Source organism: Flavobacterium sp., assembly GCF_044338735.1.
In the GTDB taxonomy this organism is placed as follows: domain Bacteria; phylum Bacteroidota; class Bacteroidia; order Flavobacteriales; family Flavobacteriaceae; genus Flavobacterium.
The window spans coordinates 1-17,121 of record NZ_JBIIWV010000032.1 but is presented as its reverse complement, the minus strand read 5'-3'; the positions used below and the strand labels follow the sequence as shown (position 1 = coordinate 17,121).

The 17,121-nt window shown below is 32.2% G+C and carries 14 protein-coding genes; 2 read left to right on the top strand and 12 right to left on the bottom strand.

Going from position 1 to position 17,121, the window contains the following annotated elements; genetic code table 11:
• Positions 1 to 1,957: peptidylprolyl isomerase (locus tag ACIQZC_RS03780; protein WP_396137909.1), on the bottom strand; the 1,957-nt coding region annotated here is incomplete at its 3' end.
• Between the two features lie 123 nt (positions 1,958 to 2,080).
• On the opposite strand from ACIQZC_RS03780, the gene ACIQZC_RS03775 reads away from it, so the two are divergent.
• Positions 2,081 to 3,676 carry a peptide chain release factor 3 gene (locus ACIQZC_RS03775; RefSeq protein ID WP_396137908.1) on the top strand — a complete coding sequence of 532 codons (1,596 nt, stop codon included), beginning with the start codon at positions 2,081 to 2,083 and terminating at the stop codon, positions 3,674 to 3,676.
• A 38-nt stretch (positions 3,677 to 3,714) separates the two neighbouring features.
• Here ACIQZC_RS03775 and ACIQZC_RS03770 read toward each other — a convergent pair whose 3' ends face one another.
• The 11 genes from ACIQZC_RS03770 to ACIQZC_RS03720 all read right to left on the bottom strand — a co-directional run bounded on the left by ACIQZC_RS03770 (position 3,715) and on the right by ACIQZC_RS03720 (position 15,889).
• On the bottom strand, positions 3,715 to 4,593 hold the full coding sequence (locus tag ACIQZC_RS03770) for a bifunctional 5,10-methylenetetrahydrofolate dehydrogenase/5,10-methenyltetrahydrofolate cyclohydrolase (protein WP_396137907.1): 879 nt from the start codon (positions 4,591 to 4,593) through the stop codon (positions 3,715 to 3,717).
• 36 nt (positions 4,594 to 4,629) lie between these two features.
• Positions 4,630 to 5,988, bottom strand: coding sequence for a signal recognition particle protein (gene ffh / locus ACIQZC_RS03765; RefSeq protein ID WP_396137906.1), 1,359 nt, complete (start codon positions 5,986 to 5,988; stop codon positions 4,630 to 4,632).
• Between the two features lie 124 nt (positions 5,989 to 6,112).
• Positions 6,113 to 6,583, bottom strand: coding sequence for a hypothetical protein (locus tag ACIQZC_RS03760; RefSeq protein WP_396137905.1), 471 nt, complete (start codon positions 6,581 to 6,583; stop codon positions 6,113 to 6,115).
• A 193-nt stretch (positions 6,584 to 6,776) separates the two neighbouring features.
• Positions 6,777 to 6,983 carry a hypothetical protein gene (locus ACIQZC_RS03755; RefSeq protein WP_396137904.1) on the bottom strand — a complete coding sequence of 69 codons (207 nt, stop codon included), beginning with the start codon at positions 6,981 to 6,983 and terminating at the stop codon, positions 6,777 to 6,779.
• Between the two features lie 115 nt (positions 6,984 to 7,098).
• The gene (locus ACIQZC_RS03750) at positions 7,099 to 7,290 is read right to left on the bottom strand and encodes a hypothetical protein (protein ID WP_396137903.1); all 192 of its coding nucleotides are present in this window, start codon (positions 7,288 to 7,290) and stop codon (positions 7,099 to 7,101) included.
• A 57-nt stretch (positions 7,291 to 7,347) separates the two neighbouring features.
• Positions 7,348 to 9,039 (bottom strand): MBOAT family O-acyltransferase, encoded by a 1,692-nt coding sequence (locus ACIQZC_RS03745; protein ID WP_396137902.1) that lies wholly within the window; start codon positions 9,037 to 9,039, stop codon positions 7,348 to 7,350.
• A 2-nt stretch (positions 9,040 to 9,041) separates the two neighbouring features.
• Positions 9,042 to 10,454, bottom strand: a complete 1,413-nt coding sequence (locus ACIQZC_RS03740; RefSeq protein ID WP_396137901.1) for a GDSL-type esterase/lipase family protein — start codon at positions 10,452 to 10,454, stop codon at positions 9,042 to 9,044.
• Positions 10,444 to 11,889, bottom strand: a complete 1,446-nt coding sequence (locus ACIQZC_RS03735; RefSeq protein ID WP_396137900.1) for a hypothetical protein — start codon at positions 11,887 to 11,889, stop codon at positions 10,444 to 10,446. The genes ACIQZC_RS03740 and ACIQZC_RS03735 overlap by 11 nt, the downstream gene beginning before the upstream one ends.
• Before the next feature lie 51 nt (positions 11,890 to 11,940).
• Positions 11,941 to 13,719 (bottom strand): arginine--tRNA ligase, encoded by a 1,779-nt coding sequence (gene argS, locus ACIQZC_RS03730; protein ID WP_396137898.1) that lies wholly within the window; start codon positions 13,717 to 13,719, stop codon positions 11,941 to 11,943.
• Between the two features lie 174 nt (positions 13,720 to 13,893).
• Positions 13,894 to 14,901, bottom strand: a complete 1,008-nt coding sequence (locus ACIQZC_RS03725) for a 3-oxoacyl-ACP synthase III family protein (RefSeq protein ID WP_396137897.1) — start codon at positions 14,899 to 14,901, stop codon at positions 13,894 to 13,896.
• Between the two features lie 58 nt (positions 14,902 to 14,959).
• Positions 14,960 to 15,889, bottom strand: coding sequence for an ABC transporter ATP-binding protein (locus ACIQZC_RS03720; protein ID WP_396137896.1), 930 nt, complete (start codon positions 15,887 to 15,889; stop codon positions 14,960 to 14,962).
• A 115-nt stretch (positions 15,890 to 16,004) separates the two neighbouring features.
• Here ACIQZC_RS03720 and htpG point away from each other — a divergent pair.
• Positions 16,005 to 17,121 (top strand): molecular chaperone HtpG (gene htpG, locus ACIQZC_RS03715; RefSeq protein WP_396137895.1); only part of this gene is annotated, 1,117 nt, incomplete at its 3' end.

Genomic DNA, 17,121 nt, shown 5'->3' with positions numbered 1-17,121 from the left:
ACTGCTCTTTTACCTTGTTAAATACTTCTTGATTTATCTTAACCTCAAATTCTTTTTTCAATTCGTTTACCCAGTTATTCTCCAAATATTGTTGGTAATCACTAATTACTTTTCCTTTACAATCATTAAACTCTTTTTCACCTGCTTCTTTAATTTCTAGCACATTAACAATAAAGTAATAAGCCTCTTTTTGAACTATTGAAAAATTCTCTTTTGTTAGATTTTTACAATTTGGTAAAATATCATAATCTTCCTCAAAAAGACCCGATTTAACCATGACGTTAACTTTTCCTTCTTGGTTTAATTTTTCCTTAATGTAGTCAACCGTTTTTCCTTTTTTTAAGAAATTTTGAGCTTTTTCAATTATTATTTTATCAGTTGAAGAAAGTATATCAACTTTATAACGTTTTTTCCACAAATAGTTTTTAGTATTATTTTTGAAAAAAGCATTTATTCCAAGAGTATCGGTTTTTGCTTTGGTCCAAATTTCTTTATCCATTAAATCAAACAATAACAAACCATCTCTATATTCTTCCATAACATATTTGAACTCTTGAAACTCATTTTCTAAATTTTCATTGTAGTAGGCAGTAAGTTGCTCATCAATAAATTTTTCAAATAATTCATCTACTAATTTAGCAACTGGTTTTATTTTCAATTTCGCCTTCTGTTGGGAATAAATAAAATTTAAAAACTGAAGTGATGATACTTTTTTAGACTTATTAATGACTAAAATTTCAGATGGATTGTCTTTAACGTTTGAAGGTATTTCCCATGTCTGATTATAAAAATCATCATTTACCACTTTTTTTACAGCTGAAAACGTTTTCTGAACTTTAGAATAGGTATATTTTATACGAAGTTTTTTGGCTAATGAATTAGTGATTAACAAAGAACGCTCATCTTTTCTAACTCTATCTTCTAGATCTGATTTCATTTCTGAAAGCGATTGCATAGAATGCTTATCGATTAATTTTACAATGTGCCATCCAAACTGTGATTGAAAGGGTTGCGAAATATCATTATTATTTTGAAGCGAAAAGGCCACGCTTTCAAATTCTTCTGAACTTAATTGGCCCGAACCAAATCGTTGCAACACTCCTCCTTTTGAAGCTGAAGATTTATCTTCAGAAAATTGTTGTGCTAAACTTTCAAACGATTCGCCTTGCTGAATTTTTTTATAAATATCTTCTATAGTTTGCTTTGACTTGTCTTCAGTTTTGATTGCAGGATCTGAAGGTTTAAGAATCATAATATGCGCCACGGTAACTTCACCTCTATTTGCTCGCTTATCAACAACTTTTACAATGTGATAACCAAAACGGGTGCGAAAAGGTTTTGAAGTTTGCCCTAATTCTGTTGAAAAAGCTGCATTTTCAAAAGGATAAACCATTCTAAATGACGAAAAATAACCTAAATCGCCATTATTTTCTTTTACCGAAGGATCTTCAGAAAATTGTTGTGCCAAAGTAATGAAATCTTCTCCGGCAAGAATACGCTTTCTAATATCAGTTATTTTTTGGTAAGCTTTTAAGGTGTCTTCTGGCGATGCACTTTCATCTACCAAAACTAAAATATGAGAAGCTCTAATTTCTTGCTTCATTCGATCATACGCTTCTTGAACTAATTCATTAGTTACTTTAGAATCGCTTACATAATTTTTTGAAAGCTGATTGCGATATGACTTTAATTCGTTTTGATAGTTAACACTATTTTGCAATCCTATTTTATTTGCTTTTTCAACTTTTAACTTATAACCAATGAATAATTCTAAGTAATTATCCAGATTTTTTTGAGAATCGTCTTTTACTAAGTCTAAATTTTTATTGTAAACTCTTATAAACTCATCGGTATAATAAGGATGATTATCTACAGAAAATAAAATTTCTTTGGTCTGAGCCAAAACGGTACTTTGAACAAGTATAAAAATAAAAAATAATAAACGTGTAATTCTCATAATATGATGCTTTTCCAATTGTAATCGACAAAAATAACAATTCATAAGTATTCCACAACATTTATAAGGTAGTATTAACAGAAAATTCTTTAAAATAGTTACTTTTGCAAAAATTTTTCACACATGAGTTTTATCGAAGAAATTGGCAGAAGACGCACATTTGGAATTATATCACACCCCGATGCTGGAAAAACTACACTCACAGAAAAACTACTATTATTTGGAGGGGCTATTCAGGAAGCGGGTGCGGTTAAAAGCAATAAGATTAAAAAAGGAGCTACTTCCGATTTTATGGAAATTGAGCGTCAAAGAGGGATTTCGGTAGCCACATCGGTACTTGCCTTTATTTACAAAGATAAAAAAATCAATATTTTAGATACTCCTGGGCACAAAGATTTTGCCGAAGATACCTTTAGAACTTTAACGGCTGTTGATAGTGTAATTGTAGTTATTGACGTTGCAAAAGGGGTTGAGGAACAAACCGAAAAATTAGTGGAAGTTTGTAGAATGAGAAACATTCCAATGATTGTTTTCATCAATAAATTAGACCGTGAAGGTAAAGACGCTTTTGATTTAATGGACGAAGTGGAGCAAAAATTAAAACTTCGAGTAACTCCGTTAAGTTTTCCAATAGGAATGGGATATGATTTTAAAGGAATCTACAACATTTGGGAGAAAAACATCAATTTATTTGAAGGAGATAGTCGCAAAAACATTGAAGAAACCATTGCTTTCAATGATATCAACAATCCTGAACTCGAAAAAATAATTGGAGAAAAACCAGCGAATAGATTGCGTGAAGAATTAGAATTAATTGAAGAAGTATATCCTGCTTTTTCAATTGATGAATATTTAACTGGTGAGTTGCAACCTGTATTTTTTGGATCGGCATTAAATAATTTTGGAGTACGAGAACTACTTGATTGTTTCATTGAAATAGCTCCAACTCCACGACCAAAAGAATCCGATACACGATTAGTAAAACCCGAAGAAGAAAAATTAAGCGGCTTCGTTTTTAAAATTCATGCCAACATGGATCCAAAACACAGAGATCGTTTAGCTTTCGTGAAAATTGTATCGGGAACATTTGAAAAAAACAAACCTTATTTGCATGTGCGACAAGGAAAAAATATGAAATTCTCTAGTCCGAATGCTTTTTTTGCAGAAAGAAAAGAGATTGTAGATATTTCTTATCCAGGAGATATTGTAGGATTACACGATACAGGGAATTTTAAAATTGGAGATACCTTAACCGAAGGCGAAAAAATGAATTTTCAAGGAATTCCGAGTTTTTCTCCCGAACATTTTAGATATATTAATAATGCCGACCCATTAAAAGCGAAACAATTAGAAAAAGGAGTGGATCAATTAATGGACGAAGGTGTAGCTCAGTTATTCACCTTAGAAATGAATGGTAGAAAAGTAATTGGTACGGTGGGCGCCTTACAATATGAAGTTATTCAATACCGATTAGAGCATGAATATGGTGCAAAATGTACCTATGAAAACTTCCCTGCGTTTAAAGCGTGCTGGGTAAAACCACAAGATCCTAAAAGTTTAGAATTTGCCGAATTTAAACGGGTAAAACAAAAATTCTTAGGTCATGATAAATATGGTCAATTGGTATTCTTAGCCGATAGTGATTTTTCGATCCAAATGACGCAACAGAAATACCCAACGGTAGAATTATTTTTTACTTCGGATTATCAGAAGAAGTAAATAACAAAAAAGACCTGAAAAACAGGTCTTTTTTAATGTTATAGCTTTCTTTGTTCTCTTGCTAAAAGAGTGTTTTTCAACAACATGGCAATCGTCATCGGTCCTACTCCTCCTGGAACTGGCGTGATGAACGATGCTTTTTTAGAAACATTTTCAAAATCAACATCACCTACAATTCGGTAACCTTTTTCTGTAGTTTCATCATCAACGCGAGTAATTCCTACGTCGATAACTACTACATCATCTTTGACCATTTCTGCTTTCAAGAAATTAGGAACACCTAATGCAGAAATAATAATATCGGCTTGTGAGGTAATTTGATTAATATTTTTGGAATGACTGTGTGTTACTGTTACCGTTGAATTTCCTGGAAATCCTTTTCTTCCCATTAAAATTCCCATTGGACGACCTACAATATGGCTTCTTCCAATAACAACAGTGTGTTTTCCATCGGTTGGTACGTTGTATCGCTCTAATAATTCTAAAATTCCAAATGGCGTAGCTGGAATAAAAGTGGACATATCTAAGGCCATTTTACCAAAATTTTCAGGATGGAATCCGTCTACATCTTTACTTGGATCAATAGCTTCGATTATTTTTTGGGTATCAATTTGTTTAGGCAAAGGCAACTGAACAATGAATCCGTCAATATCATCATTTTCATTCAGTTCTTTGATTTTTTTCAGCAGCTCAATTTCGGTAGTGGTACTGGGTAATTTAATAAGTGTTGATTCAAATCCTACGCGCTCGCACGATTTCACTTTGCTTCCTACATAGGTTAAACTTGCCCCATCATTTCCCACAATAATTGCGGCTAAATGAGGCACTTTTTCTCCTTTGGCTTTCATTTGAGCTACCTCAGCGGCGATTTCATTTTTAATATCTTCCGATATTTTTTTTCCGTCTAATATTTGCATTGTGATTATTTTAAAGTTTTAAGACTTTCGACTTCTTTATTTCATTCCAGGCATTGAGGGCATTCCACCTTTCATTCCAGCCATGGCTTTCATCATATTTTTTCCGCCACCGCCTTGCATCATTTTCATCATTTTGCTCATTTGCTCAAACTGTTTCATCAATTGGTTGACTTCTTCAATTTTTCTGCCTGAACCTTTTGCAATTCTCGTTTTACGTTTTACATCAATCAAAGAAGGTTTACTGCGTTCGATTGGAGTCATGGAATGAATAATTGCCTCAATATGTTTGAATGCATCGTCTTCAATTTCTACATCTTTCATCGCTTTGCCAGCACCAGGAATCATTCCCATCAAATCTTTCATGTTACCCATCTTTTTGATTTGCTGTATCTGAGCTAAAAAGTCATCAAAACCAAATTCGTTTTTAGCAATTTTCTTTTGTAATTTTCTTGCTTCTTCTTCATCATATTGTTCTTGAGCTCTTTCTACTAAGGAAACAACGTCTCCCATTCCTAAGATTCTTTCCGCCATACGATTTGGATAGAATACATCGATAGCTTCCATTTTTTCACCAGTACCGATGAATTTAATGGGTTTATTTACTACCGATTTAATAGAAATTGCTGCTCCACCTCTTGTATCACCATCTAATTTTGTTAGGATAACTCCGTCAAAATTTAATCGGTCATTGAAGGCTTTAGCAGTATTTACCGCATCTTGACCCGTCATGGCGTCAACCACAAATAGGGTTTCTTCAGGCTGAATTGCTTTGTGAACATTTGCAATTTCGTTCATCATTTCTTCATCAACTGCTAAACGACCCGCAGTATCGACAATTACAACATTAAAACCATTTGCTTTAGCATGCTTGATGGCATTTTGTGCTATTTCAACCGGATTTTTATTCTCGGGTTCTGAATAGACTTCAACACCTATTTGACCTCCCACTACATACAACTGATTAATTGCCGCAGGACGATAAATATCACAAGCTACTAATAATGGTTTTTTATTCTTTTTAGTTTTTAGAAAATTAGCTAATTTACCAGAGAAAGTCGTTTTACCCGAACCTTGCAACCCCGACATTAAAATCACAGATGGATTTCCTGAAAGATTAATTCCAGCGGCATCACCACCCATTAATTCGGTTAATTCGTCTTTAACGATTTTAACCATTAATTGTCCAGGTTGTAAAGTAGTTAATACGTTTTCTCCAATTGCTTTATCTTTTACTCTAGTTGTAAAATCTTTTGCAATTTTAAAGTTCACGTCGGCATCTAATAAAGCTCTTCGTACTTCTTTTAAAGTATCGGCAACATTAACATCGGTAATTTTACCATGACCTTTTAATAGATGAAGGGCTTTATCTAACTTATCGCTTAAATTATCAAACATAATTCTGATTTTGTGTAATGAAATGCAAAGATAACATAAAGTTAGAAAGATGCAAAGTGAGAAAAGGGGTTTGTATTAAATAAAAAAACCAGCTAAAAAGCTGGTTTTAAGTATCATTTAATTTCTAATTCTTTGTAAAAGTGAGGTAATCTGTACCTCCATTACCGCCACTCACATCAATCAATTGAATTCTAGTAGCCGTATAACTAATAATATCCCAATCGTCTGTTAAATCATCTGTGAATGCAATTGGAGCTGGAGCAAGAAAGGCAATGTTGAAATCTAAATCTTCACTAGGGCTATCATCATTGATATCATCACTTGTAACTGACCATGACCCTGTGTAAGTATTAGTATTAGCAGCTGTTAAAACATTATTTGCGCCAAACGTAAAAATGTAATTCGCATAATTAGTTGTTTCATTCACTCCATTGTCTTCGTATAATGTAATTGTCCATGTTCCAGAACTTGCTGTATTAATCACTGGTGTTGGATCAGCCGGTGTATTTGAATTATCATCATCACTTGAACACATTGAGGCAACATTCAATACATAAACCAATGCTAAAATGGAAACTAATTTAAGCTTTTTCATGTTTCAATAATTTAATATTTAGAAGCTAATTTACACAATTTTATCTTTAATTCCTAAATTTACACAAAATATCTTCCATCAAGCACCACTTGGTAATGGACGATTGAAATAAATATCGACTATAAATATGAAACATGTTTATAACAAAAACGCCCCGATAAATCGAGGCGTTTGAAATTTATTTAGTATAAAACTATTCTGATTTTTTTTCAGCAGCTTTTTTAGAAGCACAACATCCACCTGTTTTTGCTTCTGAACCACAAGATTTTTTTTCTGCAGTTGAACAAGATTTTTCAGTTTTAGCTGTTTCTTTTTTTGCTTTTTGCTTTGGTTCTTGAGCGTTAACTGTCATTGAAAACATGAAAGCAGCAACTGCCATAATTGAAACTAATTTTTTCATTTTTATAATTTTTAAATTGTTATTATTTAATTTTACTAATGTACTTATACAAATATATATAATTTTAAAAATAGTACTCTTATTTTTTTGTTAATTTTCAAATCACTTTAGAAATTTAAAGTTTCTTAGGAATTTGACATCCATTTGCACCACAACCTGTGTTAAAAATGGCTTGAATTAAAAAGAAGGCTCCAAAAGCAACCAAAAACCACTCTTGAATTACAAATGCTTGAACAAATAGAAATAGGGCAAATGCTAATCGAATGAATCGCATGGCGTGCCAATTTGTAAATAAAATTTGTTTCATAATATATTTTCAACAAATTTAATTTATTTATGAAACAGGAAGTGTAACAAATGTTACTTAAAACTGAAAATAAATAAACGGTTGCGGACCAGCTGAAGCAGTAGCATAAACTACCCAAAATACAAAACCTAAAACCACAGCTTTTAGAAGTAACGGAAGCGCTTTGAACGTATTTTGCATTAAGTTAACCAATTTTTCAGGAAGAAAATGCCAAATAAATCCGATACCCATTAATAAAAAGACATTTTTATATCCTGATATAATCACCATCCATTGTTCCAAGTCAAAGGTTACTTCACTAATATTTTGAATGACTTCAATTGCTGTTACAAAATCTTTTGCTCGGAAGAAAATCCAGCAAAATGTTACAAAATGAAAAGTCAATAACACTGCAATTGCCGTCCAAATTAAACTAAATAGATTCTTTTTTGCATTGTCTTTTGTTGGAAAATATTCCAATACAATTTTATGTACCGCTAAGGCAATTCCGTGCAGAGCTCCCCAAATTATAAAACGTAAACTGGCACCATGCCACAATCCACCTAATAACATAGTAGTTAAAAGATTTACATTGGTAAACATCGTTCGTTCTTTGTCTTTTGAAAGCAAAAAAGTCATTACAAAAGCAACAGCACTTCCTACTGAAATATATAATGGAACATGACTTGTTCCAATAAATGAAATGCTCCATAAAATCAATATAAAAAAGAACAATGCAGGAAATAAAAACCCAGCAAAAGTCCCTTTTCTATTTCCTCCCACAGAAATGTACAAGAAATCTTTCAACCATGTAGACAATGAAATATGCCATCTTCGCCAAAACTCGGTAATCGAAGCTGATTGATAGGGCGTTCTGAAGTTGGTTGGTAATTTAAACCCTAATAATAACGCAACCCCAATTGCCATGTCTGAATATCCAGAAAAATCGCAATAAATTTGGATAGCATAACCATACGAAGCCATCAAATTTTCAAAAGCCATATAACTAGAAGGAGCATCAAAAACACGATCTACAAAATTTATAGAGATATAATCTGAAATTACAGTTTTCTTTAACAAACCTCCTATAATTAACAATAAAGCTCTATTTACTTCTTCTTTGGTAATATTTAATTTCTGATAAATTTGAGGTAAAAAATCCTTGGCTCTTACAATTGGCCCAGCAACTAACTGCGGAAAGAAAGAAACAAAAAACAAATAATCAACGTAATGTTTTGTAGGTTCAATCTCCTTGCGATACACTTCAATGATGTAACTGATCGATTGAAACGTATAAAACGAAATTCCGACTGGAAGAATAATTTTTTGAAACGCAAAACTAGCGCCCGAAACCGAATTATAGGTGTCAATTACAAAATTAGTATATTTAAAATAGCCTAAAAAGCCAAGGTTTAAAATAACACTAAACGCTAAACACACTTTTTTATAAAAAACATTTGTGGTTCGGTGTACCAAATTACCTAAATTATAATCTACAACAGAAGAAGCAATAAGTAATAAAAAGTAAACTCCACTTGATTTATAATAGAAAAACAATGAAAATGCAATTACATAAACCAGTCGCTTATAAAACGTATTTTGTAGAGAAATATAAATCGCATAAAAAACAATAAATAAACCTAAAAACAAACCCGAATTAAACAACAAAGGCTCTTTTGGATTATAAATAAACCAATTTTTAACGGTATCTAACGTTATAGTTCCAAAGGTTTCAGTAAACCAATTTTGTATTGAAAAAAGTGCTATCACAACTATTTTGTTGATTTATATAATTCATACGATTTTAAAAATGCTTCAAAAAATAAATCGGCTTGCTTTTCATAGCCTGCTTTTGAATAATGTACTTTATCTCGTGACATTAAACCTTTTGCTGCATTTTTAAAAATATTTTTATTCCCTCCAAAAACTTCAAATAAATCCCAAACAGCATAACCAGTAGTATGCGCTCTTGTTTTTATTTTTTGTGCATAATCTACAATAAAAGTATTGGTATACTTTCTATGTAAAACTGATGGCGGTGGTGTTGTAATTAAAATAGTTGCTAGAGGTGTTTTGAATTTAATTGAGTTAATCATTTGATCTAATTGGAAAAAATATTGATCTGCGGTTTGCTTATCAAAACTTTCATTAGTTCCAAGCGAAATAATGATTAAATCGGGCTGTAGCGCTTTTAATTGTTCAAAAAACAACGGAAATTTATTAAAATCAGAAGATTTTGCGCCATTTACACCAATGCCGCTATAAGTTACCCCTGATTGATTATTACCTAAAATTAACCCATTTAATGCAAACTCATTTATTTGTTGATTGGGAACAATTGCAATCTTATTTAATGGTTTTTCTGTTTGAAAGTCATTCGAAAAAATAGTCGGACTCAAATCTATTGGAACAAATTCTGTTTTTGTAATAAATCTAGGTTGCAATTGCTTTGAGGGAATAATCAATATTTTTCCGTCTCTAATAAGGTCGCTTTTTAAACCATTTGCTTTTTTCAATGCTTTTAATGAAACATTATATTTATCTGCAATTCCGCCTAAAACTTCCCCTGGTTTAACTTTATGAGTTACTCGCTTAGGCACTTTTGTTTCAATGATTGTATTTTTACTGGAAACTGAAACATCAAATAAATCAGCGTTTTGAGGCGTAATAATTTTTAAACTGGTAAAATTATATTTTGGATCTTTAACTTCTAATTGAATGGAAAAATTATTTGATTTGGTTTCCAAAGCAATTCCGCTTAAACCAACCTGTTTTGAGTTATCTGCATATAAATTTCGAACGCTTTGAAAATCACCCGATGCGTTAAATCTAATGGGAGCACTATTATTGGTTTTTGCAACACTGTAAGGAAACGTAAACCCAAAACCTGCATTACCAAAACTATCTTGCATTTTGTTTCGCATTCGAGCGGTAAATAAATCGGCTTGAATGTGCGAATCTCCGATATGTACGATATTTAAATTACCTTGTTTTGTTTGTTCTAATTGATACAATCGTTCATAAAAAGCGACCAGAGCACTTGCGTTTTGAATATCATTTTTATCAAATGTAACTTCAATACTATCTACTATTGTAGAATCAATTACAACAAAAGTAGAATCTACCTCTTGTGCAAAAACACAGGAAGTCAATAAAAATAACAATCCTAGAATGCTATTCTTCATGTATTGAATCGTTTTTGATGATAACTGCTTCAATTTTTACTGGAACTGCAGGCTTTCGTTTTTTTCTTAAATTTTTATACGTTTCGTATCCTTGGCTAATTTGACTATAAATAATATTGGCTACTTCCTTTGCTCCTCTGTGATTAAAATGCGTATAATCTTTATTGGCTTTTGCAGGTACAGCTTCAACCCATTTTACCATAGAACCATCTCCACCCATTAACGTGTATAAATTAACAAAACTTGATTCCGATTTAATTGCATATTGCTTTTGGGCTTTATTTAGTGGAATTACAGCCGAATCAGTTTTCATTTCTAAATCATACTTAGAGGATTTATCAGCCGTAGAAACAATTAATATCGAAACCCCTGGAAAACATTCTTTTAAATGTTTGACAACTTTAGTCATTCGTTTTTCATACCAAGTATAGTTTTTGGTACCATAATTCAAAACATTTGCTCCATATTGCAAGACAATTAAATCATAATCTAATTTTGCATGAAAAGCTTTCATGGTAGACTTATCAAAAGTTCCTAGCGGCAATCCAGAATTTCCTCTATTCGAAAAATTATCAACATGAATTCCTTTTCCGTCATCAAAATTAACTCCATAAAAAGGAATAGAATCGGCTTTTGAAAAATTTACTTTAAGACTTTTGAAATTTCCATCAGACAAGGTCAAGGTATTCAGTATATTATTTGGTACTAATTTTTTTCCAATGGTATCACTTGCATTACAAAATACTTTTCCCGATTTGTTTGAAGAACTTCCATAAAATAATGTAGGTCTGTGTAATTCAGTTGCAAATTTAGTTTTGGTCGCTTTGAATTTTACCCAAGCCACATTTGAAGTATCATTTGCAAAAAACACATGGCCATTTACACCAAAAGCTCTTGAAGGATTTTTAACTTTTAGATAAGACTGTGTTTTCCAATTACCCGAAAACTCATGAGTCAGAGAACTTCTAGAACTTGCAGATTCTGAGGTAATATTAACAAAACCAACGCCTTGACCGCCAAAACGCTCTTGTAAATACGTTCTAAAATCTTTCACAATTAAGTCGCCATCGGTCATCGAATCACCAAAATAAGCAATACGAACATTGCCTTGTTTTTTAGTTTCTAATTGATATAATTTTTCGAAAAAAGCAACTAAATATTGGTTTCCTTGATATTCATCAAAAGTTTCATCAGGAAATTTTATTCCATTGACCACTTTATAATCTATGATTTTATTTGACAACGTGTCTTTTTCTTTTAGAGCACCATCTTCGGCAATAGCTTCAAGTAATAGACTATCAACCACAACGTTTTTAGAGTTGACCGTGCTTTCAGGAAAAATTTTCTTGGGTAAAAATTCTTTAAAAACAATAAAAGATAGGGTTGAAAAAACCACTACCAATAATGCCTGAATAAAATATTTTGATGTGTTCATTTAATAAAATTCCGATATTTCTAATTTCCAAGTTCAATCTTATGACTCAATTTACATTCGTTCAGGAACTTCAATTCCTAACAACTGAAAAGCGTTTTTAATGGTATTTCCTACTGATTTTGACAACTGTACTCTAAACACTTTTTTATCGTGATTTTCTTCGCCTAAAATAGAAACTTGCTGATAGAACGAGTTGAACTCCTTAACCAATTCATACGTATAATTTGCAATCAACGCTGGGCTATGACTATCAGCAGCGTTTTGAATCACTTCTGCAAACAACTGCACTTGTTTAATTAATTCCTTTTCTTTTTCATGTAGCTCTAATCCCAAAATTGAAATCGAAGTATCAAAATCAGCTTTTCGTAAAATCGATTGAATTCGAGCATAGGTATATTGTATAAACGGACCTGTATTTCCGGCGAAATCAACTGATTCTTCAGGGTTGAACATCATTTGCTTTTTCGGATCTACCTTCAACATGTAATATTTTAATGCTCCTAAACCAATTGTTTTGAACAAAACCGCTTTTTCATCTTCAGAATAACCTTCTAATTTTCCTAAATCTTCTGAAATAGTTTGTGCAGTCGTAGTCATTTCTGCCATTAAATCATCAGCATCTACCACAGTTCCTTCACGCGATTTCATTTTTCCTGAAGGCAATTCTACCATTCCATATGACAAATGATACAAGCTATCTGCCCAATCAAATCCTAACTTTTTCAAGATTAAGAATAACACTTTGAAATGATAATCTTGTTCGTTTCCAACAGTATACACCATTCCGCCCACATCTGGAAAATCTTTCACACGTTGGATTGCTGTTCCAATGTCTTGCGTCATATAAACCGCTGTTCCATCAGAACGAAGCACGATTTTTCGATCTAATCCATCCGCAGTTAAATCAATCCAAACTGAACCATCTGGATCTTTCTCGAAAATGCCTTTTTCTAAACCAAACTGTACTACTTCTTTTCCAAGCAAATACGTGTTTGATTCATAATAATAGCTGTCGAAATTTACCCCAAGGTTTTTGTACGTTTGTTCGAAACCATCATACACCCATTGGTTCATGGTTTTCCAAAGTGCAATAACTTCTGGTTTTCCGTTTTCCCAATCTAAAAGCATTTGTTGTGCTTCTAAAATTGATGGCGCTAATTTTTTTGCTTCGTATTCGGTTTTACATTGAGCGATTAATTCTGAAATTTCTTTCTTGTACTGTTTGTCAAATTCAACGTAGAAATTCCCAACCAATTTATCACCTTTCAATCCTGTTGATTCTGGCGTTTGTCCGTTTCCGAATTTTTGCCAAGCCAACATCGATTTACAAATGTGAATTCCTCTATCGTTGACGATTTGTGTTTTATAAACTTTCTTTCCAGAAGCTTTAATAATTTCGGCAACTGAATAACCTAATAAATTATTACGAATATGCCCTAAATGCAATGGTTTATTAGTGTTTGGTGATGAATATTCCACCATTACTGCCTTTTCGTTTTCTTTTGGAGCTACAAAACCAAACGTTTCGTTATTTTTAATCGTATTGAAAAAATCCACATAATAGGCATCTGAAATAACCAAATTTAAAAATCCACCTACCACATTAAATTTTGACACCTCATTTGCATGAGAAACTAAGTAATTTCCTATTTGAGTTCCTATTTCAACTGGATTACCTTTTAATGCTTTTACCAATGGAAAAACAACCATAGTTATATCACCTTCAAAATCTTTCCTAGTCGCCTGAAATTCAATTTTTTCGATCGCTAAATCGAATAATTCTTGAACCGCTTTCTGGATGTACAAAGTTAATGTGTGATGTAATGTCATTTTTACCTGAATTTTAGAACGCGCAAAGATAATAAATAGTAATTAGTGATTCGTAAATAGGGATTAGTTTTTTGGATAAAAATAAAAAAAGCACTCAAAAAAAATTTGAATGCTTTTTATCTATATTCTGTTTATTATTTCTATATTCTATTTTCTTAATTCAGTTCTCTAATTTTACCATCTAATAATCACACTTCCCCAAGTAAAACCTGAACCAAAAGCTGCTAGAACTACTAAATCTCCTGATTTAATTTTACCTTGCTCCCAAGCTTCAGTTAAAGCAATTGGAATGGAAGCTGCGGTGGTATTACCATATTTTTGAATATTATTGAAAACCTGATCATCGGTTAAACGAAATTTCTGTTGGATGAACTGAGAAATTCTCAAATTAGCCTGATGTGGCACCATAAGATTTATATCGGAAACCTGCAAATCATTCGCTTGTAACCCTTCATTAATAACTTCACTAAAACGAACTACTGCATTTTTAAAGACGAATTGTCCGTTCATATAAGGAAAATAACTTTCGTCATTTGGGTCGTTATCAGCAATGATATCGGTTACCCAACGTTTTCCCATTCCTGGTGCAATTAAGGCTAATTCTTCAGCATGTTGCCCTTCGGAATGTAAATGAGTTGATAAAATTCCTTTGGCCAAATCTTCTTCTCTAGAAAGTACGGCTGCTCCTGCTCCATCACCAAATATTACAGAAACGCCTCTTCCGCGAGTAGTCATATCCAAGCCCGTTGAATGCAATTCGGAACCAATAACCAAGATATTTTTATACATTCCGGTTTTGATGTATTGATCGGCAATTGAAATCGCATATACAAAACCTGAACATTGATTACGAACATCTAATGCACCAACTGTTCTTAGACCTAAATCGCGTTGTACTAAAACTCCTGGCCCAGGAAAGTAATAATCAGGACTTAAGGTTGCAAAAATGACAAAATCAATATCTTCCTTAACTACACCCGAACGCTCAATTGCAATTTTAGCTGCTTTGACTCCCATTGAAGTGGTAGTGTCTTCACCTCTTATCACATGACGGCGTTCTAGAATTCCTGTTCGTTCTTGAATCCATTCGTCATTGGTTTCTATAATTTTTGACAAATCATCATTAGTAACAATATTCTCGGGAACATAATATCCTAATCCTGATATTTTTGAGTGGTACATAGCTTTATCGAATTAAATTTTAGGGTATAAAAATACGAAATAATTAAATTGGGATTATTTAATTCTCGTTAGTTATTGTTAAAAAAACCTTACTTCCTGTTTCCAATTCCTTTTCACTTTCAAAAAAAAGAGTTTGGTTTTCAAATTTAGCTTCTATAAGGTATTGATTTCCTCTAAAATAAGAAAACAGCACCTCGACGACTAGATCTGAATTGTTAGTAATTTTCAACTGATGTGGATAAACCAAAAATTGTTTTCCTTTAAAAACAAATTCATTCACATCGCCAAAAAGGGATGAAATATATTTGTCATTTAACTGATTATAAATTTCTTTTGGTTTACCAATGGCGATTGTTTCTCCGTCTTTTAAAATTAAAGCTTCATCTGCAAAGGATAACACATCGGTACTGTCATGAGTTGCAACAATACACGTTATGTTTTTTTGTTTTAAATAAGCAAACAATTTTCTTCGAAGACTATTTTTTCTAAAATTATCAATATGACTAAATGGCTCATCTAGCAATAAAACTTCGGGTTCAAGGGCTAAAACTTTTGCCAAAGCAACACGCTGCATTTGTCCGCCACTTAAAAACTTTGCTTTGGTATTCGCATAATTGGTCATTTCAACAATTTCAAGCAATTCTTCAATTCTGGCTTGTTTCTGTTCCGGAAAAAAATTAGACAAATACTTTCCTACGTTTTCGGCAACAGAAATAAATGGCATTAAATCAAAATCTTGAGCTAAATATTTCATGAAAGGCATTCCCGGAATCAAATGATATTTTGGGCCTTGAACTTCAATTGAATTCCAAAAAATATTTCCGCCCTTTAAATCATATAAACCATACAATACTTTTAACAGCGTACTTTTTCCACAACCACTTTCGCCAATAATAGCAAAATTTGAACCTTTTAAAACAGAAAAAGAAATGTTCTTAATATTTGTTTCGTTTAAATAGGAGAATGATATATTTTCTGCTTTAAGCATTTAATTTTTTTTACAAAGATATAATTAAAAATTATGTCAATTTGTCACCAAATGAAAATTGGTATTCCTTTTGAAGTATGTGTAAAGTATAATTGTTTAACTAAAATTTTAAAAAATGGCATCAGGAAAAATTAATGTTTCTGTAGAAAACATCTTTCCCTTAATCAAAAAATTCTTGTATAGCGACCACGAAATTTTTCTTCGTGAATTAGTATCAAATGCAACCGACGCTACTTTAAAATTAAAACATTTAACCAGTATTGATGAAGCTAAAGTAGAGTTTGGTAATCCAATTATTGAAATTAAAATCGATAAAGAAGGTAAAAAATTACACATTATTGATCAAGGATTAGGAATGACCGCTGATGAAGTAGAAAAATACATCAATCAAATTGCTTTTTCAGGTGCGGAAGAATTTTTAGAGAAATATAAAGATTCTGCCAAAGATTCAGGTGTTATTGGTCATTTTGGACTAGGATTCTACTCTGCTTTTATGGTGGCTTCAAAAGTGGAAATCATCACAAAATCATACAAAGATGAACCAGCAGCACACTGGACGTGTGATGGAAGTCCAGAATTTTCATTAGTTCCTCACGATAAAACAGATAGAGGTTCGGAAGTAATTTTGCACATTGCAGAAGATTCATTAGAATTTTTAGAAGAATATAAAATTCGTGAATTGTTGACGAAGTACAATAAATTCATGCCCATTCCAATTAAATTTGGAACGAAACAAGAAGCACTTCCAAAACCAGAAGACGCTCCTGAAGATTACAAAACAGAATATCAAGAAGTTGACAACATCATCAATAATCCAAATCCTGCATGGACAAAACAACCAGTGGATTTAACCGATGAAGAATATAAAAAATTCTATCACGAATTGTATCCAATGCAATTTGAAGAACCACTTTTTAATATTCATTTGAACGTAGATTATCCGTTTAACTTGACCGGAATTTTATATTTTCCTAAAATGTCGTCCGATTTACAATTGCAAAAAGATAAAATTCAATTGTATCAAAATCAGGTGTATGTAACCGACAATGTAGAAGGAATTGTACCCGAATTTTTAGGCATGCTAAAAGGGGTAATTGATTCGCCAGATATTCCGTTGAATGTATCGCGTTCTTATTTGCAAGCCGATGGAAATGTGAAGAAAATTTCAAATTACATTACTCGAAAAGTTGCCGATAAATTAAAATCGTTATTCAATGAAAATCGGGAAGATT